Source organism: Actinomadura sp. DC4 (assembly GCF_030406325.1).
Classification (GTDB): domain Bacteria; phylum Actinomycetota; class Actinomycetes; order Streptosporangiales; family Streptosporangiaceae; genus Actinoallomurus.
Genome location: NZ_JAUEQY010000015.1, coordinates 78,876 through 103,033, shown reverse-complemented (window position 1 = coordinate 103,033; position 24,158 = coordinate 78,876). Strand labels below are relative to the sequence as shown.

Here is a 24,158-nt window from a genome sequence, read left to right as displayed (position 1 = left end):
TGTCGTTCACGAGGTGACCTCTTCGGGCACCGCGCACTCCCTGCCCTGGTACGGGTGGATCTGCAGCAGCGTGGGCCCGGCCACGACACCCTCGACGGCGACCTCGGTGATCTCCGGAGCGTCCTCGAGAATCGCCCTCTCGATCGCCATTTGCGCGGTGACCTGCGAAGACGGGCACCCTTGACAGTTACCCTGCAACCGGAGGCGTACAACCCCCGGCGGATCGATACCGAGCAGCTCGACGCCGCCGGCGTGCGATCCGAGGTAGGGCCGCACGCGTTCGAGCGCCCCGCGGACGCGCTCGGCGGTGGTCTGCGGGTGCAGGTCGTGCACGATCAGCAGCGAGCCGACGAGATCGTCCTCCGCGAGCGTGCGCGCCGCAGCGTCCCCGACCATGTCCAGGATCCGGGCCAGGCCCGCGCCGTACACCTCGATGAGCGAGACGACCAGTTGCTCGGCCCGGTCGCGGTCGGCCGGGTCGTCGATCTCGGCGAGCAGCCGCTCGACGCGCGCGCCCGCCTCCTCTACGTCCTTGGATCCAGGCATCGGACAGGCACCTTCCGATCGGTGGTGGTGCGGCGGGGACTCCGCCGCGACCCCGGCCCGGTGGGGTCGCGGCGGAGGGGCTCAGCCCTCGCCGGTGAAGGCGTGGGGAGAGTGGACGCGGTCCAGCGACCTGCCCTTGCCGAGGTACATGTGCACGCCGCACGGCAGGCACGGGTCGAAGCTGCGGACGGCGCGCATGATGTCGATCCCCTTGAAGTCCTCCTGGGAGTTCTGCTCGAAGATCGGGGTGTTCTGCACGGCGTCCTCGTACGGCCCCGGCGTCCCGTACTCGTCGCGGACGCTGGCGTTCCACGGCGTCGGCGGGTACGGGTGGTAGTTGGCGATCTTGCCGTCCCTGATCACCATGTGGTGGGACAGGACGCCGCGTACGGCCTCGGTGAAGCCGACGCTGATCGCCTCATCCGGCACCTTGAACGGCTCCCACGTCTTGGTGTGGCCGGCCCGGATCTCGGCGAGCGCCTTCTCCACGAAGTAGAGCGCCTGCGCGGCGGCGTACGCCTGGAAGTAGGTGCGGGCCCGGTTGCGCTCGATCGCGTTGGACAGCGGCTCGCCGTTCCACATCGGGATCTTCCACTCGAACGTCTTCTCCGGCGCGCCCATGGTCTTGGGCAGGTTGATGAGCACGCTGTCGCCGGTGGCCTTGACGTATCCGGTGTCGACGAGGCCGGACAGGGCGGTGGACCACAGCCGCGCGATCGGGCCGCCGCCGGTGTCGAGGGCGAGGTGGTCCTTTCCGTCGAACCAGCGGGGCGACATGACCCAGCTGTACTTGTCCTCGAAGCTGCGCTTGCCCGGCTTGGGGATCGTGTGCTGGTTCCACGGGTGGTGGATGTCGACCGCGTTGCCGAGCGGGTCGTGGGTGACGAACTTGTCGCGGTCCGTCCAGTTCTCGTAGTACGAGCTGCCGAGCAGGATGCGGATGCCGAGGTTGATGTCGACCAGGTCGTTGGTGACGAGCCGGCCGTCGACGATGATCCCCGGGGTCACGAACATCTTGCGGCCCCACTCGGTCATGTTCTTGTACGTGAAGTCGCAGTGGTCGGGGTCGTTGAAGGAGCCCCAGCAGTTGAGCAGGACCCGGCGCTGCCCGACCTTCTGGTAGCCGGGCAGTGCCTCGTAGAAGAAGTCGAACAGGTCGTCGTGCATGGGGACGACGCGTTTCATGAACTCCACGTAGCGCATGAGCCGGGTGAGGTAGTCGGTGAAGAGCTGGACGGTGGCGACGGTGCCGACGCCGCCGGGGTAGAGCGTGGAGGGGTGCACGTGGCGGCCCTCCATGAGGCAGAACATCTCCCGGGTCTCCCGGCTGACCTGGAGGGCCTCGCGGTAGAACGCGCCTTCGAGGGGGTTCAGCGACCGCATGATGTCGGCGATCGTCCGGAAGCCGTGGTCCGCGGAGTGCGGGGCCAGGGTGGTCTCGGCGAGCGCGAGAACACCGGGGTTGGTCTCCTTGACCATCTTCTCGCAGTAGTCGACCCCGACGAGGTTCTCCTGGAAGATGTTGTGGTCGAACATGTACTCGGCCGCCTCGCCGAGGTTGATGATCCATTCGGCGAGGTGCGGCGGCCGTACACCGTAGGCCATGTTCTGGTTGTAGACCGAGCAGGTCGCGTGGTTGTCGCCGCAGATGCCGCAGATGCGGCTGGTGATGAAGTGCGCGTCGCGCGGGTCCTTGCCCTTCATGAAGATGCTGTAGCCACGGAACACCGACGAGGTGCTGTAGCAGTCCGCGACCGTGTTGTTGTTGAAGTCGACCTTGGCGTAGATCCCGAGGCTGCCCACGATGCGGGTGATCGGGTCCCACGCCATCTCGACGATGCCGTCCTGCGTTGCCATGTCCGCGTCTCCGCTCACCATGCTCACCATGCTCACCATGAGGGCTTGTAGCCGGTGGCCAGATCACCCTTCTTGCGCCAGCCGGGCTCCTTGTCGAGCTTCCTGGCGGTGATGCCGCGCAGGGCGCGGATCACCCCGCCGTACGCGCCGCTGGCCATAGAGGACACGCGCGCGCCCGGAGGCTCGTCCATGAACGGCATGAACTTGTCCGGGAAGCCCGGCATGGTGCAGCCGATGCAGATGCCGCCGACGTTCGGGCAGCCGCCGATGCCGTTGATCCAGCCGCGCTTGGGCACGTTGCACTTCACCACCGGGCCCCAGCAGCCGATCTTGACCAGGCACTTCGGCGAGCCGTACTCGTTCGCGAACTGGCCCTGCTCGTAGTAGCCCGCCCGGTCACAGCCCTCGTGCACGGTCGCGCCGAACAGCCACGTCGGCCGCAGCGCCTCGTCGAGCGGGATCATCGGCGCCTGGCCCGCCACCTGATAGAGCAGGTAGAGGATGGTCTCGGACAGGTTGTCCGGGTGGATCGGGCAGCCGGGGACGTTGACGATGGGCAGCCCGGCCTTGGACTTCCACTTCCAGCCGAGGTAGTCCGCCACGCCCATCGCGCCGGTCGGGTTGCCGGCCATCGCGTGGATGCCGCCGTACGTCGCGCAGGTGCCGACCGCGAGGACGGCGGTCGCCTTCGGGGCCAGGATGTCCAGCCACTCGCTCGTGGTGCGGGGCTGGCCGGTCAGCGGGTTGTTGCCGAACCCGGACCAGTAGCCCTCCTCCTTGATCGACTCGTTCGGGATGGAACCCTCGACGACGAGCACGAAGGGTTCGAGCTCACCGCGTTCGGCCTGGTAGAACCACTCGATGAAGGTGTCGGCGCCCTTGTCGGGCCCGCACTCGAAGTCGATGAGGGGCCAGTGCACCGCGATCTTGGGGAGTCCGGGCAACGCACCGAGGACGATCTCCTCGATGCTCGGCTGCGTCGCCGCGGTGAGGGCGACCGAGTCGCCGTCGCAGCTCAACCCCGCGTTGATCCAGAGGATGTGGACGACAGGCTCGTCCTGTGTGGTCTCCGACTCGGTCGGTGTCGTCATGCCGCGTTCACCACCTTGGGGTGGGCGGTCAGGGGTCGGGACGGCACGCGTGGCGCGGCCGCGTGCCGCCGGGGTACGCGTCAGAGCGCGTACTGGGTGAGCTCCCACAGGACGTGGTAGATGGTGGTCTGGGCCTCTTGGACCCGGTGCACCGAGGGCGAGGGCACCGTGAAGAGGTGGTCCAGACCGTCGAGCTCGGCCATCCGCCCGCCCGTGTGTCCGGCAAGTCCGATCGTCAGCATTCCCCGGCGCATCGCCTCCTCGAAACCGCGGATCAGGTTGGCGGAGTCACCACTCGTCGAAAGGCCCAGCGCGATGTCCCCGGCGCGGCCGAAGGCGCCGAGCTGGCGGGCGAACACGACCTCGAAGCCGATGTCGTTGGACAGCGCGGTCATCACCGCGACGTCGGTCGTGAGGGCGAGGGCCGGCAGCGGGCGGGCGCCGCCGCCGGGGTTGAGGAAGAGCGCGGCGACGTCCTGCGCGTCGGTGGAGCTGCCGCCGTTGCCGAAGGCGAACAGCCGGCCGCCGGCGCGGAACGCCCCGGCCAGGTGCTCGGCGCACCGCTCCATCCGCTCCCCGTCCTCGGCGAGGACGCGCCGGCGGAGCGCCACGATCTCCTCGGCCTTCTCGGCGGTCGACCCGCTCACCTCGGCCATCACGGCGCCGAGATCGCCGCCGCCGGAGTACAGGAACGGATAGAGTTCCTCGAGATCGCTCATGGGCCCTCCTTCGCCGGAGGAGTGACCGGAGCGCCGTGCCTGTCGATTCGCTCGCTCATGGCACCAGGCCGATCGCCTCTTTGGCGTGTACGAGGACGACGTCGCCGACCCCGGCGTCCACCAGGGCGACGCTGACCTCCTCGGTGCGCCCGTCGCCGACGTCGACGTCGGCGAGGTCACCGGCGTGCAGACCTACGACGCGCACCGCGACTGCCTCGTCGGAGCAGGTCACGCAGTGGTCGCCCGCGCAGTGGTTCATCTGATCACCTCCGGGCTGAGCACCCCGGGCTGCTCCAGGAAGACGTGGACCAGCTCCCACAGCACGTGGTACGCGGTGACGTGCACCTCCTTGACGACCCGCGGGTCGGCAGAGGGCACGATCAGCTCGTGGTCGGCCACACCGGCGATGTCGCCGCCGTCGCCGCCGAGCAGCGCCACGGTCAGCAGGCCGAGGTCCTTGGCGGTGCGCAGGCCGCGCAGCACGTCGGCGCAGCGGCCGTCGGGCGAAACGCCGAGCGCGATGTCGCCGGCCTCGGCGAAGTGGCGGAGCTGGTGGGCGAAGACCTCGGCGAAGCCGGTCGCGGCGCCGACCCCGGTGAGGGTCGCGACGTCGCCGGTCAGCGAGAGCGCCGGCAGGGCGCGCTTGCCGACGATCACCGGGTGGACGAACTCGACCGCGATGTGCTGGGCGTCGGTGGCCGCGCCGCCGTTGCCGAAGGTGAACAGCCGGCCGCCGCGGTGGAAGCGCTCGGACATCGCGTGGCAGGCCTCCGCGATCGTGTCCGCGCTGTCCGCCAGTCCTCGCCCGGGAACGTCTCTACGGGCGAAAACCTCGCTTATGTGCTCCGCTGTCCGCCGCATTGCGGACCTCTTCCCTACGTGAAATCGGAAGCGCTTGATAACGACACGTGACAGGCGACTCACGGAACATACATCAGCCCCCGGGGGCGTACAAGGCGCGCGAAACCAAAGGTTCCCACCCTGTCACCCAGGGTGACATCGCCCTGGCTGTGATCATCCAGGGCGTCCCCGGCCACACTCAGGAAAGACTATTGAGGATCTTGTCTTACGCTTTCCTATTCGAACGTTCCAAGTCCTCTAATAGCGGTTTCCGTCCCGTACAGGACCAAATAAGGTCGCTTTCCGTGACTTAATGCGTTCCTTAATCTCCCGTACGCCTCGTCAGGAAAGCGTGGCCGTAAAGATCGGCGGGCTCGTCGGCCGCTGCGACCCCGCGGCGGGCTCGACGGTGAGGCCGATCTGGGTGGCGTCGCCGAGACCGGTCGCCAGGACCGGGCCGGGGTCTCCCGTGGCCGGCGGGCGCATGGTGCCCGCCGGGCGCGGCGGCCGCGGCCCCATGAGCCACAGCTCGTAGGTCTTGGCCGACGAGAGCGGCGGCAGCCCGGACATCACGACGACCGCCTTGCCGAGCGAGCGGGAGGCGACCACGGTGCCGGTGCCGCCGGGGCCCACCTTTCCGGTGACCCGGTGGGCGTCGGGCGCGGCCATCACCGCGGCGATGTCGCGGTTCAGCGCGTCGACGTGCTCCTTCGTGTGCACGGCCCGCAGCGTCGCGACGCCCAGCACGGCGGCCAGGACGAGACACGCCGCGGACAGGATCCAGCCGAGCCGGCGGGCGCGAACCGAGCCGGGGCGGGCGACGCGCGGCGGCACCTGGCGCGTACGCGCGATCTGGGCGAGCACGCGCCCCCGCAGCGCCTCGGGCGGGTCCTGGGCCGCCGCGGTGGCGAGGCGGGTCACCGTCTCGCGCATCCCGCGCACCTCGTCGGCGCAGGTGTCGCAGTCGGTGAGGTGGGTCTCGAAGCGGCGGCGCTCGACCTCGGTGAGGCTGTCGAGGGCGTACGCGGCGGCAAGCGTGTGCAGGTTCTCGCTCACGAGCCCTCCTTCGGGGCGCCGTGCCCGGTCCGGGCGCTCAATGGTTCACGCCCAGGCAGTCGCGCAGGCGGATGAGGCCGTCCCGCATGCGGGTCTTGATCGTGCCGAGCGGCACTTTCAGCAGCTCCGCCACCTCGCGGTAGGTGTAGCCGGCGTAGTAGGCCAGGGTGACCGACTCGCGCTGGGTGTCGGTGAGCGTGGACAGGCAGCGGCGTACCTGCTCCCGCTCCAGCCGGTTCTGGACGTTCTCGGCCACCTCGTCGTAGGCCGGGGTGGCCGCGCGCCCCACGCGTTCCTCGCGTTCGGCCGCGGCCTGCGCGGAGCGGACCCGGTCGACGGCGCGGCGGTGGGCGAGCATCATCACCCACGACATCGCGCTCCCCCGCCCCGCCTCGTACCGCGAGGCGGTCCGCCAGACGTCGACGAGGACCTCCTGGGCCACCTCCTCCGACTGGGCCGGGTCGCGCACGATCCGCAGGGCCAGCCCGTAGATCGGCCCGGCGACCTCGTCGTACACCCGCTCGAAGGCCGTCTGGTCGCCTCGCGCGACGTGGGCCAGGAGGTCGCCGAGGTCGGCCTCGTCCCCGAGGTCGGCCGGTTGGCCCTTCCAGTGCCGCGCCGCGCGCCGCTCGCTCATGTCCACGTACTCGATTCGTCACCGCGACGGGGGCGGATTGGTGCTCCGGGCTCCGATGATGCCGTGTCCGGCCTGCCCGCGTCTCCCGCGCCCCCGATCCGGGCCTCCGCGACGGCGTTGGACATCAGGTGAGCACGGGGTGACCCTCGCGGTCGATGAGGCGCGCGTATCCCGCGTGGGTGGACCACTCGTTGATCGCACCCCAGGTCATGTGCACCGCGACGAAGTCCTCGCCGACGGCCTGGGCCGGCCATCGGCGCGAGCCGGTCACGCCACCCCTGCGACCGCCGGATCCGCCGTACGTGGTCGTCGCCGCTCGGCACGCCGTGGGCGGCCGGCACCTCCGCATAGGGACCGGTGATCACTCAGCGTGAGGAATATCACGGTCCAATACGGGCCTGACCAGGGCTAACATCGCTCAGGCGGGTCTCCGGGCCCGCTCCCCCTTCATCGACCCCCTGTGATCACCCATGAACCCTAACGTCTTCGAGATCGACCTCACCCACGAGGAGGCGCGCCGCCGCGCCGAGGTGGTGACGGCGCTCGGCCCGGACTGGGACCCGATCGCCGTGCTGCGCGAGGAGGATGCCGCGTACGCCCTGCTGTACTCCGGCCTCGACGCGGCACAGCGGGAGACGTACGCCATGCTCGTATCCGCCGGCGTGCTCCCTCCGCGAGAGACCGGCCATGCTGCCGATTGACCCGCACGCCGACCTCGGCCGCCGCGCCTGGATCGACTGCCCCCGGTGCCGCGACGCCCGGCACTGCGCGGACTGCCGGTCCGAGCGCAACTGCGGCACCCACTGGCGCTACCTGCTCGCCAACTCCGGCAGCGTCCTCCACGTCCAGTGCCCGTCCTGCGCCCACCTGTGGGACCACGAGAGCCACTTCGGCCGCGGCGCCGCGTAACCGGGCCTGAACCCGCCGCTGCGGCAGGTCCTAGCGTTGCCGGCGTGGGGGACGAGGACGAGCGCTGGAGCATCGGTGAGCTGGCGCGGACGCCTCGATGCCCCCGCCGACCGGTTCATGGCGACGCTGGAGATGATGTCGATGTTCGAGACCGCTTCCACGACGACGACCGCACCAAGACCGCCGCGCGGGACCTGTGGCGGCGGGACGGCGCGGAGCTCTCCCGCGGCCGGCCCTGACCCGCCGACCGGATGCGTGAGCTCGTGCTCTACCTGGAGCGGGCCCGGCAGGTCACCTAGAGGGTCAGGGGCGGGCTCACGTTGCCCGCGTCGTCCACCGCCTGGATCGTGATCTTCTGTGCGCCGGACGGGACGGGCACGGTCTGCCGGCCGCCCGCGTCCACGGAGGCGGGCACCGTCGTGGCCGTCCCGTCGGCGGTGACGCGATAGGACGTCGCCCGGCCCGCGTACCAGTCGTCGCCCGGGGCCGTGAAGGTCACCGTCGCGCCGGCGCGCGCGGCGTCGCGGAGGATGCCCGGCGGGCGGGTGTCGGTGCCGTACCGGCCGGTGCGCCACTCGTCGTGGTGATAGGCCCACGCCTCGGCGTCCGGCCTGCCGTCGGTCTTCCAGGCGAACAGGTAGCCCTCGCGGGTCGTGGTGACCAGGTCGGTCCTTCCGTCGCCGTCCATGTCGCCGGCCGAGGGCGCGAACAGCGTCCAGCCGCCGGTGAACTTCGGGAAGCCCGCCGCCTGCCCCGAAGAGGTGAAGGCGTGCACGGTGGAGGTGTCGCCGCCGTCCACGACCTCGGCCTTCCCGTCGCCGGTGACGTCCATGATCAGGGGCGCGCCGAGGAAGTCCAGGCCGTGCCGCTGGTGCGGGTAGCCCGCGGTGGGCAAGCCGGTGGCCGCGTCGTACCCGCGCTCGTAGTTGCCGATCGGGTTGCCGCTGCCCGGGTAGAGCAGCGCCGCGATCAGCGACACCGCGCCCGAGCCGGACTCGGCGTACCCGAGCCGCCCGGACGGCGCGAACCGGCCGAACGCCCCGCTGGTGGTGAACGAGGCCGGGACGTCCGCGGGCAGCTTCCCGTTCAGCAGCGCGCGGATCACGCTCTCGTCGCCGTTCAGCAGGCCGAGTGCCGGGTTGTTCAGCGGCCCGTACGCGTTGCGCACCTTGCCGTCCCCGCCGACCAGGAACGTCGCCGAGAACGACGGGCCGGTGGCCACCTCGTCCTTGCCGTCGCCGTCCACGTCGGCCACGGCGGGACTGTTGGCCGCCTCGGTGATGAACTCCTGTGCGCTCCCGTAGTACGTGATGATCGACGGCAGCCGTACGGGCCAGCCGCTCACCGGCGAGCCGTCGGCGTGGTAGGCGTACGCGTAGTTCGCGCCGAGCGCCTGGATGCCCGAGCCCGCGCTCTCGGAGTGCTGCGAGCGGACCACGATCTCCGGCTTGTGGTCGCCGTCGAGGTCGGCGACGGCCGGGGAGGCGTCGAGCTTGGCGTCGTCGATGGCGACGAGGCCGGAGCCGGGCGCGGGCGGGTCGGCGACCTTCACCGGCCAGCCGGGCACCGCGCCACCGTCGGCGTGCCAGGCGTGCAGGTGCCCGTCCCAGCCCGCCTGCACGATCTCCAGGCCGGGTGTGCCGTCCAGGTCCGTGAGCACGGGCGAGGCGGTCGCGCCCTGATGCGGCAGGCGCGTGTACGACAGCGCGGGCCGCGGGATCGCCGGCTTGGTGACGCCGGTGTCGAGGGTCTTCGGCCAGCCGGCCAGGGCCCGGCCCGAGGAGTCGAAGACGTAGGTACGCCCGGTGGTGCTGGTGACCACGACCTCCTGGCGCCCGTCGTGGAACAGGTCGCCGACCGCGACCGGCGCGATGATCGGCTCGTGGCCGGGGTCGAAGCCGGGGACGCGCGTACGGCTCGCGTTCGTGGTCGCGGGCCAGCCGGGCAGCTCCTTGCCGCTCACCCCGTCGAGGGCGTGCACGCGGCCGTCGGCGTCGCCGAACACGATCGCCTGGTGGCCGGTGCCCTGCAGGTCGGCCAGGGCCGGCTGGCTCTCCCCGCCGAGGCCGAACTTGATCGGGAAGCCGGAGCGCAGCGTCGCGTCGTGGTGGACCGCGATCGTACGGCGCTCCTCGCCCAGGCGGCCCTGGTCGTCCCAGACGCGCAGCCGCAGCGTCAGCGTGTACTGCTCGGTCGTCGACAGCGCCTTGTCGTCCGACATCGTGTACGCCTTGTCCCAGAACGAACTGGGCAGGCCGGCCAGGTCGAGCGTGCCGACCCTGCCGTCGTACGTGCCGCTGCCGGTGCCCTCGCCGGCCTTGGCGAAGTCGCCGTCGGCCGGGTCGAGGCCGGGCGCGAACTGCAGCTCGTACCGGAAGCCCGCCGCCCGGCGCGCCTCGACGTGCCCGGTGACCGGTACGGACGGCGTGGTCTGCGGGTCGTAGAGGGAGTACCAGTCCGGGCTCTCGATCGAGGAGACCGGCGGGATGTCGCCCCGGGCCACCGCCGCCAGGGCCGCGTGGGCGTTCGGGCGGCCGTAGCCGTACTGGCTGTCCCAGCCGGGGCGGCCCGGCCAGCCGAGGCCGGAGTCGGCGACGTCGCTCGCGGTGGCGCGCAGCAGCTGCACGGCCTCGCCGTTGCTCAGCGGCCAGGCGATCTTCTTCTCCCGCGCCGCCTGCGCGCCGTAGGACAGCAGCAGCCCGAACAGGCCGCCCGTCGTGGGTGTCGACTCCGAGGTCGAGCCGCCCATCGTGGCCACCGAGAACATCGAGTGGGCGCCGAACGAGGTCAGGTTCGAGCGTTCGCGGTACGTCGAGGTCAGCGGGTTGGCGAGCGGGCCGGGCACGCCGTCGGTGTTGGGCACCAGGCCGTTCCCGGGGACGACGTGCGGCCAGAACATGCCGCCCTGGTGGTCCGTGCTGTCGAAGTCGTTGCTGGACTCGACCATGACCACGCCGTCGTGCCACAGCTCGTCCACGGCCCGCCGCATCGCGGAGGAGTAGCCAAGGTCGGCGGTGGTGCTGATGATGACCTTGGCGCCCGCGCGGCCCGCGTACAGCCAGGCGGCGGCGAGGTCGTCGGTACGGTCGAGCGCCTCCTGCCCGGCGCGGATCGGCATGAGCCGGCACTTCGGGCAGATCCCGGCGCCGAACTTCGCGTTGTCGGTCTGCGCGGCGGCCTTCCTGAGCTGGTCGTTCGCGTGCCCGTACGTGGCGTCGGAGGTGGCCGGGTCGTTCTGGTCGTCGTAGAAGTCCCAGCCGGAGATGTCGTCGGTGAAGCCGTTGCCGTCGCCGTCCCCGCCGTCGGAGAAGGCGACGATCAGGTCCTCGGGGTCGGTCACACTGTTGCCGTTGGCGTCGTGGACCCGTGAGTCGTCCTTGTAGTCGGCGGCGGTGACCGCGCCGTCGCCGTCCTTGTCGTAGGCGCCCGAGCCCTGCGGCTTGGGCAGCTCACCGGTGTTGAGGTAGACCTTGTCCGCCAGGTCGGCCACGTCCGAGCCGTGCCAGTTGATCCCGGCCTCGACGTAGGCGAGGACCGTGTCCGGGGAGCCGGTGGTGTAGTCGCGCCAGGCCGTGTCGACCGACATGCCGGCGGAGCCTTCGGGGTCCTTCGCGAGAGGCGTGCAGCGCGGGATGAAGGAGTACAGGTTGTGCTGCTCGGCCCCCGGCGCCGACTTGGTCAGGCAGTTCAGCACCGACCCCTGCTCGGCCGGCGCGTAGTCCGGGTCGTTCGGCGGTCCTCCGGGAAAGGCCGTGGCGGCGGCGCCCGGCCGGGCCGACAGGGCCACGGAGAGGACGACGGCGAGCATGACGGCCAGGAGACGCTTCATCCGACCCACCTCGAATCGCGCTTTGATCGCGGGGATCACTCTGAGGCAAGGGGACGGTAAGGAGTACCCCTCTGACCGGATGAGGACATGAGCATTCTTCGCGTTCTGCTCAGTCCCGGCCGAAGGTGCGGCGGTACTCCCGCGGTGCGACCCCGCGGTGAAGGACGAACTGCTCGCGGAAGACCGCCGCGCTCCGGTAGCCGACGCGGCCGGCGATCCGCTCGACGGTCAGGTCGGTCGTCTCCAGCAGCTCCTCGGCGAGGCTGAGGCGCTGCGCCAGCAGCCAGGCGTGCGGCGACGCGCCGGTCGCCGCCTTGAAGTGGCGGACGAAGGAGCGCCGGCTCATCAGCGCCCGGGCGGCGAGTTCGTCGACCGGCGGGGAACGGTCCAGGTTCGCCCGCGCCCAGGCGATGACCTCCGAGAGCCGCTCGCCGTCGCCGTCGGCCGGGACCGGGGCGGTGATGTACTGCCGCTGGCCGCCGTCGCGGTGCGGAGGGGTGACGAGGAGCCGGGCGAGGGCGTTGGTCAGCGCGGCGCCGTGGTCACGGCGCAGCAGGTGGAGGTACATGTCCATCCCGGCGGCGGCGCCCGCCCCGGTGACGACGCCGCCCTGGTCGAGGTAGAGGGCCTCGGGCCGTACGGCGACGCCGGGGTGACGGGCGGCGAGCTCGCCGGCGTACTGCCAGTGCGTGGTCGCCTCGGCCCCGTCCAGCAGCCCGGTCGCGGCCAGCGTGAACACGCCCATGCAGTGCGCCGCCACGGTCGCGCCACGCCGGTGTGCGGCGCGCAGGGCGTCGAGGACGGGCTCGGCGGGCGGTGCGGCGAGGTCGTCGCCGGGGAGCACCAGGACCAGGTCCGCGCCGGCGAGCGGCTCCAGGCCGTGCTCGACGAGCACGGGGACGCCGAGGTCGGTGTTCAGCGGGCCGCGCCGCCGCGCGCAGACCGCGAAGTCGAACTCGGTCAGGCCCGGACGGGGGCGGAACAGCGCGCTCGCCATGCCCAGGCCCAGCGCGGCGGCGTGGGGCGGGACGTAGGCGGCGACACGACGGAAGGGCGCCATCTGGGCATGTTGGCACAAAACCCGCGTTCGTCGGCATTCGAGCCACTGGCCCGGCCCTGCGGGTCCTCGGCAGGCTGGATTTGCCAAGCCGACCAGGGAGAGCCCAATGAAGACGCTGAACCGCGACCGCACCGGACTGGTCCTCGTCGACCCGTACAACGACTTCCTCAGCGAGGGCGGCAAGATCTGGCCGCGCGTGAGGGAGGTCGCCGAGTCGGTGGGCCTCCACGAGAACCTGCGCACGCTGCTGACCGCCGTCCGTGCCGCCGGAGTCCAGGTGTTCGTCGCCCCGCACCGCCGCGCGCGGCCGGGCGACTTCGACGGCTGGCGGCACATGAACCGCGCGCACCGGGTGGCACGCGACGGCCGGTTGTACGAGTACGGGACGTTCGGCGGCGGGTGGCACCCGGAGTTCGGGCCCCGGCCGGGCGACGTCGTCTGCACCGAGCACTGGGGCATCAGCGGTTTCGCCCACACCGACCTCGACCAGCAGCTCCGCCAGCACGGGATCGAGAACGTCGTCCTGGCCGGGATGACCGCGCCCGGCTGCGTCGAGAGCACCGGCCGGTACGGCATGGAGCTCGGCTACTCGATCATCCTCGTGAAGGACGCCACCGCCGCCTTCTCCAAGGAGCACATGCAAGCGGCGGTCGAGCTCAACGGCCCTCTCTACGCCGAGGCGGTCGTACCGGCGGGCGAGGTGGCGGCCGCTCTGGTCAGGTGACGGCGTCCGCCTCGGCCGGTGCGGGCGCGGCCGTGGCCGGGGCGGGCCGTCCGCCGATGGCCAGGGCCAGTACGGCGGCGGCGACGCACAGAGCGGCCGTGGCCCAGAAGATGTCGGAGTACTCCGTGTGCAGCGCGGCCTTCACCGCGGCGAGGTAGGCGGCGAGCCGCCGGGCGAACTCCGTGCGGCTCACGCCGATCGGCAGCGGCGTGGCGAGGTGCGCGGTCAGCGTCTGGAAGCGGTGGAACCCCCACGCGCCCAGGGCGGCCACGCCGATCAGCATGCCCATCATGCGGGCGACCACGACGGCCGCCGAGGCGATGCCGTGCTGCAGCGCGGGCACCGAGCGCAGCGCCACCGACGACAGCGGCGCGATGACCAGGCCGAGGCCGAGGCCGGCGATGACGAGGTCGGCGTCCACCCGCGGCACCGTGAACAGGCCCAGGTCGTACGCCACGCCCTCGGCGCGCAGTGGCCAGGCGGCGATCCGCGCGTAGCCCACGGCGGCGAGCAGCATGCCGCCGGCGATCACCCACCGCTCGTCGAGGCGGCGGGCCAGCACGCCGCCGAGCGCCGCCGCGAGGGCGAGGGGGACCAGGAAGCGCGCGAGCAGGAACGCGCCGCCGGTGGAGTCGCGGCCGAAGAGCGTCTGCGCGACGAGCTGCACGTCGACCAGCGTCGTCATGAGGGCGGCCCCGGACAGCAGGCTCACGCCGAGGGTCGCGAACAGGCCGCCGCGCCGCGCTCCGCGCAGGTCGAGCAGGCGCGTGCGTGCTCGTGCCTCCCAGACCGCGAACGCCACGATCACGACGAGGCCGGCCGCGATGCACGGGACTCCCCAGGACGGAAGCGTCGCGTGGCCGGGGTCGGGGTTGTACAGCCCCGCGACGAGCAGACCGAGCCCGGCGGCCAGCAGCACTCCCCCGACGACGTCGACGCGCGTCCGCGCGGCCGGGCGCCCGCCGGGCACGGTCCACTGCACCGCGAGCATGGCGAGCACCGCGACCGGGATGTTGATCCAGAAGATGCCGCGCCACCCGGCGACCGCGGCGATGGCCGCACCGTACAGCGGGCCGAGCACGCTGCCCAGCTCCTGTACGGCGCCGACGCCGCCGAGCACGGTGGAGCGCCGGTGCTCCTCCCACAGATCGCCCGCCAGGGCCATCGTGATCGGCAGCAGCGCGCCGCCGGCCAGGCCCTGCAGCGCGCGGCCCGTGATCAGCGTCGGCATCGAGCCGGCCAGCGCCGTGACCGCCGAGCCCGCGGCGAAGCCCGCGAGGCAGACCTGCAGCATCACCCGGCGGCCGAACCGGTCCGAGAGCAGGCCGAGCAGCGGCATCCCGGCGACGTAGCCGAGCAGGAACGCCGTCACGACCAGGCTGGCGCGCTCGATGTGGTTCACCGGCACGCCGAGGTCGCCGACCATGGTCACCAGTACGGTGACGACGACGTACGCGTCGATGGCGGCGAGCAGCACCACGATGCCGCCGACGCCGATCGCCACGCGCCTCGCGCCGGCCGGCGGGACGGCGCTCACTGGGCGGGGGCGGTGATCGGGAACGGCTTGCCGAAGTCCGCGAACGCGATGGTCACCTTTCCGGGCCTGCCACCGCTCTTGGACGGGACCTCGACCTCGGCCTTCAGCACGTACTTGCTGGTCGTGGCGATCCAGATGTCGGCGGGGGCGTCGGCGTTCATGCCCGGCACCAGGCGGCTCAGCGCGGCCTGGGCGAGCGTCGCGTGGACGCGGTAGGACTCCTGGCCGCTGACCTTCTCCTTGCCGCGCGTCTCGGCGTTCTTGGCGGTGAGCAGGAGCTGGACGAGGCCGCGGTCCGGATCGAGCACGGCCGAGGGGTCGTAGATGCCCGAGACCTTCGACAGCGGCTGCTTCTGCCAGCCGCCGGTCAGGCCCTTGAACCAGACGGTCTTGCCGAGGACGACGAAGTCGAGCTGGATCGGCATGCCGAGCTCGGTGACCTGCACCGAGCCCTGGGAGTTGCCGCTCTTCAGCAGCTTGGCGTCCACGCTCTTGACGTTGACCTTCGGGTCGCCGCTCGTACGCAGCGTGAAGCTGAGGCTCGAGACGTTGCGCAGGACGTTCGCCGCCTGCTGCAGGAGCTGACCGCCGGGCGGATTCTTGTCCGAGTCACCACCGCCGCCACCGCAGCCGACGGCGAGGACGAACGCGAGCACGGCCGGAAGCAGACGGGCGAACCTCGCCCGGGAGGATGACATGACGGAAACATAGCGCGACCCACGGTGTGGATCACCGCTATCCGCTCACACCTCCGCCAGGACCGTGATCGAGGTCGCGACGAGCCCGCGGTCGGCCATCCAGCGGCCCGCGAAACCGCTCAGCGTACGGCCGTCGACGACCGGCCCGGGGACCAGGAGACGCGCGGTGAACGTGCCGGCGTCCGGGTCCGGGGTGACGACCGCCTCCTCGAAGTTCAGCCAGAGACGCGTCAGCGGGAACCACGCCTTGTAGATCGTCTCCTTCGCGCTGAACAGCAGCCGGTCCCAGCACACGCCCGAGGCGTCACCGGCGATGTTCTTCATCCACTCCAGCTCGGGCGGGGTGGCGATGGCCTCCAGCACGCCCTCGGGCAGCGGGCCGTTGGGCTCGGCGTCGACCCCGACCGTACGGACCCGGTCCTGCAGGGCGACGGCGGCGGCGCGGTAGCCGTCGCAGTGGGTCATGCTGCCGACCACGCCCGGCGGCCAGGCCGGCGCGCCGCGCTCGCCGGGCAGGATCGGCACCGGCGGCAGGTCGAGCGTCGCCATCGCCCGGCGGGCGCACCCCCGTGCGGTGGCGAACTCCCGGCGCCGCTTGTCCACCGACCGCGCGATGACGGTCTCCTCCTCGGGGAACAGCGTCACCTCGGTGAGGTCATCGAAGGCCTCCTCCGAGGCCACCTCGGGCGGAAGGATCTTCTCGATCATCGGCCGTCCTCGCGGGGAAGGATCTGCCGGAGCCGCCCGGGAGTCCCTTGCCGGCGCTCCCACTCGCGCGGGTAGCCGAGGGAGACCTCCTCGAAGCGGACCCCGTCGTAGGAGGTGGTCCGGGGGATGTGCAGGTGCCCGTAGACGGCCGTGACCGCGTTGTAGCGGCGGTGCCAGTCGGCGGTACGGTCCGTGCCGCACCACAGCGCGAACTCCGGATAGCGCAGCACCGCCGTGGGGTCGCGGACCAGCGGCCAGTGACTCACGAGGATCGTCGGCAGCGACTCGTCGCGGGCGGCGAGGAGGCGCTCGGTCTCGGCGATCCGTACGTGGCACCACTCCTCGCGGCTCGGGTGCGGGTCCGGGTGCAGGTGGAACTCATCCGTGCACACCACGCCGACCTCGTACGCCCGTGCGAGCGCCGCCTTCTTGGTCTGCTGGCCGGGCAGCCGCCACGAGTAGTCGTACAGCACGAACAGCGGCGCGATGGTGACCGGTCCGCCCGGGCCGCGCCAGACCGGGTAGGGGTCCTCCGGCGTGAGGACGCCGATGCTGCGGCAGACCTCGACGATGCGGCGGTAACGGGCCTCGCCCCGCAGCGTCACCGGGTCGGACTGCGGCGTCCACAGCTCGTGGTTGCCCGGCGCCCAGATCACCTTGGCGAAACGCTCGCTCAGCAGCCGCAGGACCCACTCGACGTCGGCGAAGATCTCGCCCACGTCGCCGGCGACGATCAGCCAGTCCTCGTCGGTGGTCGGCCACAGCTTCGAGACGATCTCGCGGTTCGCGTCGTACGCGACGTGCAGGTCGCTGATGGCCAGCAGCCGTGGTCCGGTGCCATCAGCCAATGCGGGCACCTGCTCCCGGCTTGGGCGGATCTTCGCCGATTACTATCACCGCGCTCCTCCTGTCGGCCCAGGGCGTCTTCCGCACCATATGCCGATCATGCCCTCCGGAACCACGCGAGCCTCAGCCGGCCGCGCGCTCCGCGGCGGCGCGCAGCCGCGCCGCGGCGTTCTCGGTGACCGGCTCACCGTGGCCGAAACAGGCGATCTCCACGTCCAGCGCGGCCAGGCGCTCGAAGGACGCCGCCGCCTGGGCCGGGTCGACGTTGAAGACCCCGAGGATGACGTCGCCGGCGGACGAGGACGCCACCGAGTCGCCCGCGAACAGCACGCCGTGCTCGGGCAGGAAGATCCCGACGCTGCCCGGGGTGTGGCCGGGGGCGGCCACGACGCGGGCGCCGCCGCCGAAGCCGAGGACGTCGCCGTCCTCGACCGGGCGGTCCACCCGTACCGGCGCGGGCCTTTCCGCCGGCATCCGGCGGGTGACCTGGTCGAGCAGTTCGCGCTCCCAGCCGGCCAGGACCGGCGGCGGCACCTCGGCCTCCCCGTGGATGAACGGCGCGTCGGCCCGATGCGCGCACACCTCGACCGGTCCCCACGAGGCGACCTCGGCCGCCGCGCCGACGTGATCGCCGTGACAGTGGGTCAGGACGAGCCTTCGCAGGTCGCCGAGCCGGTGCCCGAGCCCGCGGATCGCCCCGGCGATCGCCGGGCCCGAGCCCGGGACGCCGGAGTCGACGAGCGTCAGCCCGCCGGGGTCCTGCCAGAGGTAGGCGTGGCCGATGGGAAAGCGGAGGAAGTGCAGGCGCGGGGTCAGCTCGATGACGTCCATGCGCCCGACGGTAGGAGGCCGGGGCCGGGGATGTCCGTGCCGTACGCCCGCGGCGGATGCGCTGTGAGCGGATCGGGCCTCGTCAGCGGCGGTGCCGTTCGTCTCCGCCGCAATCGGGAAGAAGTACTCACAGGTCAGAAGGGGGAAACGCGTGGGCGCCGACCGCGTGGACGTCTGTGTGGTGGGCGCGGGGCCCGCCGGAGCGGTCACGGCCAAACGCCTGGCCGAGAGCGGCTTCGGCGTCGTCGTCCTGGAGCAGGGCGGCTGGCCGGACTACTCACGCGCGCGTGCGGCCGAACCCGACTTCGAGATCGACAGCGGCCCCGAGTGGGGATGGAACCCCAACGTGCGGCGGCTGGAGCAGGACTATCCGGTCGAGGTCTCCGACTCCGACATCGACGTGCTCAACTACAACGCGGTGGGCGGCGGCAGCGTCATCTACGCCGCGCAGTGGCTGCGGATCATGCCGTCGGACTTCCGGGTCCGCACGCTCGACGGCGTGGCCGACGACTGGCCGCTGGCCTATGACGACCTGCGGCCGTACTACGAGCGGGTCGAGGCCGACTTCGCGGTGAGCGGGCTGGCCGGCGACCCGGCGTACCCGCCCGGCCCCGGTCCCCCGCTGCCGCCGGTCCCGCTCGGGCGCATGGGCCGCCGTGTCGCGCAGGCGCACAACCGGCTCGGCTGGCACTGGTGGCCGGGCACGAACGCGATCGCGACCCGCCCGTACGACGGGCTGCGGGCCTGCGTGCAGCGCGCGGCGTGCCTGTACGGCTGCGCGGACGGCGCGAAGGCCAGCGTCGACCGTACCCACTGGCCCCAGGCGGTCGCCCGCGGCGTCCGGCTGGAGACCTTCGCACGGGCCCGGCGCGTCGTCCTCGGCCCTGACGGGCTCGCCGACGGGGTGGAGTGGGCCGACCGCGACGGCCGCGTGCACCTGACCCGCGCCGGCGTGGTCGTCCTGTGCGCCAACGGGATCGGCACCCCGCGGCTGCTGCTCCTGTCCGGGCTCGCCAACTCCTCCGGGCTGGTCGGCCGGCGGCTCATGCTGCATCCGTTCGGCGTGGTCACCGGCCTGTTCTCCGACGACCTGGACAGCACGCAGGGGGTGTGGGGGCAGCACCTGCACTCGCTGGAGTTCTACGAGACCGACGCCTCGCGTGGTTTCGTACGCGGCGCGAAGTGGGGGCTGCAGCCGACCGGCGGGCCGCTGAGCACGACCCGGCCCTGGCCGTGGGGCGACCATCCCCTGTGGGGCCCGGGGTTTCACCGGGGCGTACGCGCGCGGCTCGGGCACTCGGCGATGTGGGGCATCGTCGCGGAGGACCTGCCCGAGGAGGCCAACCGGGTGATCCTGGACGAGACGCTCACCGACTCCGGCGGCCTGCCGGCACCGAAGATCATCTATCGCGTCGCCGAGAACTCCCGGCGGCTCATGGACTTCAACGTCGCCCGCGCGCGGGAGTCGCTCCTGGAGGCCGGGGCGTACGACACGATCACGGCGCCGCAGATCCGCGGGACCGGCTGGCACCAGCTCGGCACCGCGCGGATGGGCCTCGACCCGGCGCGCTCGGTCGTGGACCCCTGGGGTCGTACGCACGACGTGCCCAACCTGTTCGTCTTCGACGGGAGCACCTGGCCGACGTCGGCGGCGGCGAACCCGACGGCCACGATCGCGGCCATGGCGCTGCGCTGCGCCGAACGGCTGATCGCGGGGCGGCGAGCTCAGGAGGCGCCGGGATGACCCTGTCCGCGGAGGAACGCAGGCGGCTGTCCGAGCTGGCCGACCGGCTGATCCCGGCCGAGGACGGCATGCCGCCGGGGAGCGTGGGGCTGATCGAGGAGGTCCTGGCGGCGCGACCGGACCTCGCCGAGGCCCTGGGCGAGGTGCTGCGGGTCCCGGGCGACCTGACGGCGGCGCAGACGGCGCTGGCCGGCGAGGTGGTGGCGGGGGCGTACTTCCTGCATCCTCGGGTGAAGGACCTGATCGGCTACCACGGACGCCGCGCCGTGCCGATCCCCTCGGCGCCGGACTACGAGGACCTGCTGGGACCGGTCGTCGCCCGCGGCCCCGTGTACCGCGAGGCGCCGTGAGGCGCGCGGGTCGGCTAGATTTCCGGCGATGACAGAGGAAACGGCGCGGACCGACCACGTGACGCTGGACGACGTCGCGCGGCTCGCCGGCGTGTCGATGGCCACGGCCTCGCGGGTGCTGAGCAAGAGCCCGCGTGTGGTCCGCCCCGAGCTCCGGGACAGGGTGCTCGCGGCGGCCGAACGCCTCTCCTACACGCCGAACCCGCACGCGCGGGCGCTGGCGCGCAGCAGCTCCGACCTCGTCGGGCTGGTCGTCCACGACATCGCCGACCCGTACTTCTCCTCGATCGCCGCGGGCGTCACGCGCGTCGCCGAGAAGCAGGGGGCGATGGTGCTGCTCGGCACGACGCTGCGCGACGCCGAGCGGGAGATCGAGTACGTCGCGATGCTGCGGGCGCAGCGGGCCCGCGCCGTCATCCTCGTCGGCAGCCGCACCACCGACGACGAGATGACGGAGCGGCTGGCGTCGGAGCTGACGGCGTTCCGCGCCACGGGCGGCCGGGCGGCATGTGTCAGCCAGCCCCGGCTGGGCGTGCCGACGGTCCGGCCGGACAACTTCGAGGGCGCGCGAAAGCTGGCGTGCGCGCTGGTGGAGCTGGGGCACCGGAACTTCGCCGTGCTGGGCGGGCCGTCCTTCCTGCTGACCGCCCGCGACCGGCTGGAGGGTTTCCTCCAGGGGCTGGAAGAGTCCGGAGGTACGGCCGGGGTGGTGCTGGAGGGCGCCTTCACCCGCGACGGCGGCCATTCGGCCGCCCTGGAACTGCTCGGCCGGGGCAGCACGGCGACGTGCGTGTTCGCGGTGAACGACGTGATGGCGGTGGGCGCGATGGCCGCGCTACGCGAACAGGGCGTGGACGTGCCGGAGGACATGTCGGTGGCGGGCTTCGACGACATCGCCACGCTGCGGGACACGACACCGGCGCTGACGACGGTGCGGCTGCCGCTGGAGGAGATGGGCGAGGAGGCGGCCCGCCTGACGCTCGTGCCGAACCCCGAGCCGGACAGCGCCCCGCTGAGCGCCCCGGCCAAGGTCATCCTCCGCGAAAGCACCCGCCGCCTCCCCTGAGCCCCGCCGCCGTCTACGCCCGCCACCGTCTGAGGCGTGCCATCGTCTGAGGCGTGCCGCCGACCGAACCCCACCACCGTCTGAGGACGCGCCGCCGTCTACGGCCCGCCACCCTCTGAGCCCCGCCACCGTTTGACCCCCGCCACCGTCTACGGCCCGCCGCCATCTGACGCGTGCCGCCTCTGAGGCGGGTGGCGGCCGGGTCGGGGGCTCAGGCGAGGGTCACCGGGTGGCCGAGGAAGCGGCCGATGTCCTCGGCCTCGGCGTGCAGGGCCTCGCGGACGGCCGGTGGCAGGCCGGTGAAGGGTTCCAGGGCGATCTCGGCGGTGCGCGTGGACCGGTTGAGGCGCCAGGTGCCGGCCACGCGGCCGTCCACGACGATCGCGGGCTGGACGAAACCGCCGCCGGCCTGGATGCGTTTCCCGTACGCGGGGTCGAGGACGAGGTCGCGCCCCCGGTAGCCGAGCAGGAGCGGGTCGAAGTGGCCGAGCAGGCGAGGTCGGCCCTCTTCGTAGCCCATGCCGGGGAGCGGCGCCGGCTCAGAGCCGGCACGCTCGGGGCCCACGCGCCCGGGACCTGCACGCTCAGATCCGGTAGCGGGGAGCGCCACCAACTCGGAGCCGGCATGCCCGGGCCCGGTGTGCTCGGTCTCGTCGGCGATGAGCTCGAAGGCCCTCCGGCCGTCCGCCGCCGGCAGGCCGGACCAGGCGAGCAGGTCCGCGACGCGGGCCGGGCCGTGACCGGCGAGGTAGCGCCGGGCCAGCTCGGCGAGCGCCTCGTCGCGTTCCAGCCGGCGCCCACCGGGTACCCATTCGTCCAGCAGCACGTAGGTCGGCTCGTGCGCCCGCGCTCCTCCTCCGCCGCGCGACCGGCCCGGTCCCGTGTCCGGGCCGCGGCAGAGGAGGCCCGTCGTGGCGGCGTACATCAGCAGGTGCGCCGGGGCCTGCGTCGTGGCGTCGACGTGCACGCCCTCGTTCGCGATGGACGTGATCAGCTCGGCCCGGGTGAGCGGCCCCGACGGCCTCAGGACGGTCACGATCGCCTCGAGGCCCCGTTCGCACGTGCGCTCGTCCAGGCCCAGCGTCTCCCGGCGGCGCCGGTCCTTCCGCGTGAAGACCGGGCCGAGCAGGCCCACCAGCCACCGGACGTCCGCGGCCGGGACCAGGTGGAGCGTGCCGCGCATCGCCCAGGTGCACACCAGGGTACGGTCGGCGCACAAACGGTCGACGTCTCCCGCGACGACGCTCGACGTACGCGCGCGGACGGCCAGCCGTGGTGGGCCCGGTGACTGGGCCTGGACCCCGACCACGCGGGTGACCGCCGCCACGGCGTCACTCGCGGGAGGGCCCGCGAGCAGCTGGGATCGCATCCTCGCCGCCCGCAACTCTCCCCCGGCCACCATGAACCCGCACGCTACCCGCACCCTCCGACAATGAGCGCCGCCGATCAGTCCGGCTGGACCGACGTCAGGTGCTCGCGCGCCTCGCGCATCTCCGGGACGTCCTTCCAGCGGGCCGACTGCGTGAGCAGGCCGGCCACGTGGGAGTTCACCCGAGCCGAGGAGACCATCGGGGCGATGCGGGCGAGTCTGGTCATATGGTCGGCGGCCGCTAAGGGCTCGCCCGCCGTCATCGCCACCTCGACCTGCCACGCCTGGTACGCCACGAGCAGCAGCGGGGAGCAGCGTTCGCTGAGACGCACCGCCTCGGTGATCGCCTCGTGGGCGTGCGGATAGGCGCGCATGCCGGCCAGCGCGACGCCGACGTTGCCGGTCATGTCGGCCTTCTCGTACGGGGAGAAGCCCTCGGTGTCGCCGAGTTCGGCCAGGCGGTCGCGTGCGGTGCGCTCCTGGCCGGAGACCAGGGCCAGCGAGCGGGCCAGGCGGAGCTTCAGCCAGGCCCGTTGTACCGGGGCCAGCTCGGGGAGGGCCAGGCCGCGCCGGGCGTACATGATCCCGCGGTCGCCGTGGCGCCGGTCGATGCAGATCCGGCTCAGCACGCTGCACGCGCTGGCCTGGCCGTCGACGTCGTCGGAGCGGCGTGCGAGCTGCAGGGCGAACGAGCCGGCGCGCTGGGCCGCGTCGTAGCGGCGCGCGTCGTAGAAGATCCGCGCCGTCTCACAGGCGAGGCCGGAGGCCGCCGCCTGCAGTTGTCGATCATTACCGGATATGGCGAACTCGACTTTTTTCATGTGTCGTATTGCGGTGGAGGCGACCGGAATGCCGCCTTGTTCATATCTGTCGCGGGCGAGCCGATCCGCCAGCGCCCGTACATATTCTGGATCTTGGTACGGGCCGACTTTCGGGGAGGGCACGAAGGCGATAGACCCCACCGCCGTGACGAAATCTCTTCGCTTCACGGGGTCTTCTTCCGTTTTGGGGGTTATGCGAACTTCCCAGCCAATGCGGTCGAGAAGACGCTGCACCTTGGCGATACCGCTGTCTTTTACACCGCGTGAGGTCTGCGAGACCCATGACTGCGATACTCCCAACTCAGCCGCGAGATCCGTTTGTGACCAACCCTGTCTAGTCATGATCGCTTTTAGTGCTTTGGGGAGAACGTCCGCGTCCATGCGGGTAACCGTATGACCCTAAGAACTGGCGCGCTACCGATATCGCATCCTCTAGTGCATGCTTTCTTATTACATGACATCGCCATCCCGGTCGCTAAACGTCGCCGGGAGATGGAGTTATGCCTAAATGACAAATGATGACGTTCATCTGCTCGCCGAGAAACTCGCCGACGACTGCACCAAAGCGGGGCTCGTAGCCGAGGTTCTCGCGCCCACGCGCGTACGGGTCGGCGCGCCCGGCCGGCACGCGCGGCTGACCGAGACGGTGTGCTGCATGCCGCTGCCCCACGGCGACGAAAGCCTGATGTGGTGGTGGTCCTGGGGTGAGCCGATCAGCCCGGCCGCCCACATCCCGGACGCCGTACGGGTCATCTCCCGTGTGCTCTCACCACCCGCGGCCGAAGACGCCGTCGCGACGCGCGCCGCCGGATCCGGCCGTACGGCCCAGCGGCAGTCCTACGACCGCGTGAGCCCTCCGAGGTTCTGAACAGCCGGGAGGCCGCCGTACCGAGAGACCGGTGCCGTGCCAGGCGGCCTTT

At 72.0% G+C, this 24,158-nt stretch carries 25 protein-coding genes; 7 read left to right on the top strand and 18 right to left on the bottom strand.

Going from position 1 to position 24,158, the window contains the following annotated elements; translation table 11 throughout:
• Positions 1–6: 6 nt before the first annotated feature.
• From QWU11_RS24375 to QWU11_RS24335, 9 genes are all read right to left on the bottom strand, one after another.
• The gene (locus QWU11_RS24375; RefSeq protein ID WP_290116711.1) at positions 7–546 is read right to left on the bottom strand and encodes a NifU family protein; all 540 of its coding nucleotides are present in this window, start codon (positions 544–546) and stop codon (positions 7–9) included.
• Positions 547–627: 81 nt separating this feature from the next.
• Positions 628–2,403, bottom strand: a complete 1,776-nt coding sequence (locus tag QWU11_RS24370; RefSeq protein WP_290116710.1) for a nickel-dependent hydrogenase large subunit — start codon at positions 2,401–2,403, stop codon at positions 628–630.
• Between the two features lie 32 nt (positions 2,404–2,435).
• Positions 2,436–3,494 (bottom strand): hydrogenase expression protein HypE, encoded by a 1,059-nt coding sequence (locus tag QWU11_RS24365; protein WP_290116709.1) that lies wholly within the window; start codon positions 3,492–3,494, stop codon positions 2,436–2,438.
• A gap of 80 nt (positions 3,495–3,574) precedes the next feature.
• Complete coding sequence (locus QWU11_RS24360; RefSeq protein WP_290116708.1) at positions 3,575–4,213, bottom strand: SIS domain-containing protein; 639 nt, start codon at positions 4,211–4,213, stop codon at positions 3,575–3,577.
• A 55-nt stretch (positions 4,214–4,268) separates the two neighbouring features.
• Positions 4,269–4,472 carry a HypC/HybG/HupF family hydrogenase formation chaperone gene (locus tag QWU11_RS24355; protein WP_290116707.1) on the bottom strand — a complete coding sequence of 68 codons (204 nt, stop codon included), beginning with the start codon at positions 4,470–4,472 and terminating at the stop codon, positions 4,269–4,271.
• A complete protein-coding gene (locus QWU11_RS24350) occupies positions 4,469–5,074 on the bottom strand; it encodes an SIS domain-containing protein (RefSeq protein ID WP_290116706.1) in 606 nt (201 codons plus the stop codon). Before QWU11_RS24350 ends, QWU11_RS24355 begins: the two co-directional genes overlap by 4 nt.
• Before the next feature lie 321 nt (positions 5,075–5,395).
• Positions 5,396–6,109 carry an anti-sigma factor gene (locus QWU11_RS24345; protein WP_290116705.1) on the bottom strand — a complete coding sequence of 238 codons (714 nt, stop codon included), beginning with the start codon at positions 6,107–6,109 and terminating at the stop codon, positions 5,396–5,398.
• Positions 6,110–6,146: 37 nt separating this feature from the next.
• On the bottom strand, positions 6,147–6,746 hold the full coding sequence (gene sigK / locus QWU11_RS24340; protein WP_290116704.1) for an ECF RNA polymerase sigma factor SigK: 600 nt from the start codon (positions 6,744–6,746) through the stop codon (positions 6,147–6,149).
• A gap of 124 nt (positions 6,747–6,870) precedes the next feature.
• Entirely contained in the window at positions 6,871–7,017 is a 147-nt protein-coding gene (locus tag QWU11_RS24335) for a hypothetical protein (RefSeq protein ID WP_290116703.1), read from the bottom strand.
• 199 nt (positions 7,018–7,216) lie between these two features.
• On the opposite strand from QWU11_RS24335, the gene QWU11_RS24330 reads away from it, so the two are divergent.
• Both QWU11_RS24330 and QWU11_RS24325 read left to right on the top strand, forming a co-directional pair.
• Positions 7,217–7,447 carry a DUF6400 family protein gene (locus QWU11_RS24330; RefSeq protein ID WP_290116702.1) on the top strand — a complete coding sequence of 77 codons (231 nt, stop codon included), beginning with the start codon at positions 7,217–7,219 and terminating at the stop codon, positions 7,445–7,447.
• The gene (locus QWU11_RS24325) at positions 7,434–7,655 is read left to right on the top strand and encodes a hypothetical protein (protein WP_290116701.1); all 222 of its coding nucleotides are present in this window, start codon (positions 7,434–7,436) and stop codon (positions 7,653–7,655) included. Before QWU11_RS24330 ends, QWU11_RS24325 begins: the two co-directional genes overlap by 14 nt.
• Positions 7,656–7,950: 295 nt before the next feature.
• Here the strand turns inward: QWU11_RS24325 and QWU11_RS24320 are convergent, their stop codons facing one another.
• Both QWU11_RS24320 and QWU11_RS24315 read right to left on the bottom strand, forming a co-directional pair.
• Positions 7,951–11,484: an FG-GAP-like repeat-containing protein gene (locus tag QWU11_RS24320; RefSeq protein ID WP_290116700.1), complete on the bottom strand. Its 3,534-nt coding sequence runs from the start codon at positions 11,482–11,484 to the stop codon at positions 7,951–7,953.
• Between the two features lie 109 nt (positions 11,485–11,593).
• The gene (locus QWU11_RS24315) at positions 11,594–12,544 is read right to left on the bottom strand and encodes a helix-turn-helix domain-containing protein (protein ID WP_290116699.1); all 951 of its coding nucleotides are present in this window, start codon (positions 12,542–12,544) and stop codon (positions 11,594–11,596) included.
• 106 nt (positions 12,545–12,650) lie between these two features.
• Between QWU11_RS24315 and QWU11_RS24310 the strand changes: the two genes are divergently transcribed.
• Entirely contained in the window at positions 12,651–13,268 is a 618-nt protein-coding gene (locus QWU11_RS24310; protein WP_290116698.1) for an isochorismatase family cysteine hydrolase, read from the top strand.
• Here QWU11_RS24310 and QWU11_RS24305 read toward each other — a convergent pair.
• From QWU11_RS24305 to QWU11_RS24285, 5 genes are all read right to left on the bottom strand, one after another.
• A complete protein-coding gene (locus QWU11_RS24305; protein WP_290116697.1) occupies positions 13,261–14,805 on the bottom strand; it encodes an MFS transporter in 1,545 nt (514 codons plus the stop codon). The genes QWU11_RS24310 and QWU11_RS24305 overlap by 8 nt on opposite strands.
• Positions 14,802–15,503, bottom strand: coding sequence for an LppX_LprAFG lipoprotein (locus QWU11_RS24300; RefSeq protein WP_290116696.1), 702 nt, complete (start codon positions 15,501–15,503; stop codon positions 14,802–14,804). Before QWU11_RS24300 ends, QWU11_RS24305 begins: the two co-directional genes overlap by 4 nt.
• Before the next feature lie 45 nt (positions 15,504–15,548).
• Complete coding sequence (locus QWU11_RS24295) at positions 15,549–16,211, bottom strand: 4'-phosphopantetheinyl transferase superfamily protein (RefSeq protein ID WP_290116695.1); 663 nt, start codon at positions 16,209–16,211, stop codon at positions 15,549–15,551.
• Entirely contained in the window at positions 16,208–17,068 is an 861-nt protein-coding gene (locus QWU11_RS24290) for a metallophosphoesterase (protein ID WP_290116694.1), read from the bottom strand. The genes QWU11_RS24295 and QWU11_RS24290 overlap by 4 nt, the downstream gene beginning before the upstream one ends.
• A gap of 112 nt (positions 17,069–17,180) precedes the next feature.
• The gene (locus QWU11_RS24285; RefSeq protein ID WP_290116693.1) at positions 17,181–17,888 is read right to left on the bottom strand and encodes an MBL fold metallo-hydrolase; all 708 of its coding nucleotides are present in this window, start codon (positions 17,886–17,888) and stop codon (positions 17,181–17,183) included.
• A gap of 151 nt (positions 17,889–18,039) precedes the next feature.
• Between QWU11_RS24285 and QWU11_RS24280 the strand changes: the two genes are divergently transcribed.
• From QWU11_RS24280 to QWU11_RS24270, 3 genes are read left to right on the top strand one after another with little or no spacing between them, the layout of a single operon-like run.
• Positions 18,040–19,632, top strand: a complete 1,593-nt coding sequence (locus tag QWU11_RS24280) for a GMC family oxidoreductase (RefSeq protein WP_290116692.1) — start codon at positions 18,040–18,042, stop codon at positions 19,630–19,632.
• Entirely contained in the window at positions 19,629–19,982 is a 354-nt protein-coding gene (locus QWU11_RS24275; protein ID WP_290116691.1) for a hypothetical protein, read from the top strand. The genes QWU11_RS24280 and QWU11_RS24275 overlap by 4 nt, the downstream gene beginning before the upstream one ends.
• A 28-nt stretch (positions 19,983–20,010) precedes the next feature.
• Positions 20,011–21,048 (top strand): LacI family DNA-binding transcriptional regulator, encoded by a 1,038-nt coding sequence (locus tag QWU11_RS24270; protein ID WP_290116690.1) that lies wholly within the window; start codon positions 20,011–20,013, stop codon positions 21,046–21,048.
• Between the two features lie 211 nt (positions 21,049–21,259).
• On the opposite strand, the gene QWU11_RS24265 is transcribed toward QWU11_RS24270, so the two are convergent.
• Positions 21,260–22,417 carry a winged helix DNA-binding domain-containing protein gene (locus QWU11_RS24265; protein WP_290116689.1) on the bottom strand — a complete coding sequence of 386 codons (1,158 nt, stop codon included), beginning with the start codon at positions 22,415–22,417 and terminating at the stop codon, positions 21,260–21,262.
• Between the two features lie 77 nt (positions 22,418–22,494).
• Positions 22,495–23,238, bottom strand: coding sequence for a hypothetical protein (locus QWU11_RS24260; protein ID WP_290116688.1), 744 nt, complete (start codon positions 23,236–23,238; stop codon positions 22,495–22,497).
• Positions 23,239–23,746: 508 nt separating this feature from the next.
• Between QWU11_RS24260 and QWU11_RS24255 the strand changes: the two genes are divergently transcribed.
• Positions 23,747–24,106, top strand: coding sequence for a hypothetical protein (locus QWU11_RS24255; protein WP_290116687.1), 360 nt, complete (start codon positions 23,747–23,749; stop codon positions 24,104–24,106).
• Positions 24,107–24,158 lie beyond the last annotated feature (52 nt).

Excerpts from the sequence above, each read along its gene's own strand:
- QWU11_RS24310 (WP_290116698.1), top strand. The coding sequence starts at position 12,651 with ATGAAGACGCTGAACCGCGACCGCACCGGACTGGTCCTCGTCGACCCG.
- QWU11_RS24325 (WP_290116701.1), top strand. The coding sequence starts at position 7,434 with ATGCTGCCGATTGACCCGCACGCCGACCTCGGCCGCCGCGCCTGGATC.
- QWU11_RS24330 (WP_290116702.1), top strand. The coding sequence starts at position 7,217 with ATGAACCCTAACGTCTTCGAGATCGACCTCACCCACGAGGAGGCGCGC.
- QWU11_RS24370 (WP_290116710.1), bottom strand. The coding sequence starts at position 2,403 with ATGGCAACGCAGGACGGCATCGTCGAGATGGCGTGGGACCCGATCACC.
- QWU11_RS24275 (WP_290116691.1), top strand. The coding sequence starts at position 19,629 with ATGACCCTGTCCGCGGAGGAACGCAGGCGGCTGTCCGAGCTGGCCGAC.
- QWU11_RS24320 (WP_290116700.1), bottom strand. The coding sequence starts at position 11,484 with ATGAAGCGTCTCCTGGCCGTCATGCTCGCCGTCGTCCTCTCCGTGGCC.
- QWU11_RS24360 (WP_290116708.1), bottom strand. The coding sequence starts at position 4,213 with ATGAGCGATCTCGAGGAACTCTATCCGTTCCTGTACTCCGGCGGCGGC.
- QWU11_RS24355 (WP_290116707.1), bottom strand. The coding sequence starts at position 4,472 with ATGAACCACTGCGCGGGCGACCACTGCGTGACCTGCTCCGACGAGGCA.
- QWU11_RS24315 (WP_290116699.1), bottom strand. The coding sequence starts at position 12,544 with ATGGCGCCCTTCCGTCGTGTCGCCGCCTACGTCCCGCCCCACGCCGCC.
- QWU11_RS24260 (WP_290116688.1), bottom strand. The coding sequence starts at position 23,238 with ATGAAAAAAGTCGAGTTCGCCATATCCGGTAATGATCGACAACTGCAG.
- QWU11_RS24300 (WP_290116696.1), bottom strand. The coding sequence starts at position 15,503 with ATGTCATCCTCCCGGGCGAGGTTCGCCCGTCTGCTTCCGGCCGTGCTC.
- QWU11_RS24285 (WP_290116693.1), bottom strand. The coding sequence starts at position 17,888 with ATGGACGTCATCGAGCTGACCCCGCGCCTGCACTTCCTCCGCTTTCCC.
- QWU11_RS24375 (WP_290116711.1), bottom strand. The coding sequence starts at position 546 with ATGCCTGGATCCAAGGACGTAGAGGAGGCGGGCGCGCGCGTCGAGCGG.
- QWU11_RS24295 (WP_290116695.1), bottom strand. The coding sequence starts at position 16,211 with ATGATCGAGAAGATCCTTCCGCCCGAGGTGGCCTCGGAGGAGGCCTTC.
- QWU11_RS24270 (WP_290116690.1), top strand. The coding sequence starts at position 20,011 with ATGACAGAGGAAACGGCGCGGACCGACCACGTGACGCTGGACGACGTC.
- QWU11_RS24265 (WP_290116689.1), bottom strand. The coding sequence starts at position 22,417 with ATGCGATCCCAGCTGCTCGCGGGCCCTCCCGCGAGTGACGCCGTGGCG.
- sigK (WP_290116704.1), bottom strand. The coding sequence starts at position 6,746 with ATGAGCGAGCGGCGCGCGGCGCGGCACTGGAAGGGCCAACCGGCCGAC.
- QWU11_RS24350 (WP_290116706.1), bottom strand. The coding sequence starts at position 5,074 with ATGCGGCGGACAGCGGAGCACATAAGCGAGGTTTTCGCCCGTAGAGAC.
- QWU11_RS24365 (WP_290116709.1), bottom strand. The coding sequence starts at position 3,494 with ATGACGACACCGACCGAGTCGGAGACCACACAGGACGAGCCTGTCGTC.
- QWU11_RS24255 (WP_290116687.1), top strand. The coding sequence starts at position 23,747 with ATGACAAATGATGACGTTCATCTGCTCGCCGAGAAACTCGCCGACGAC.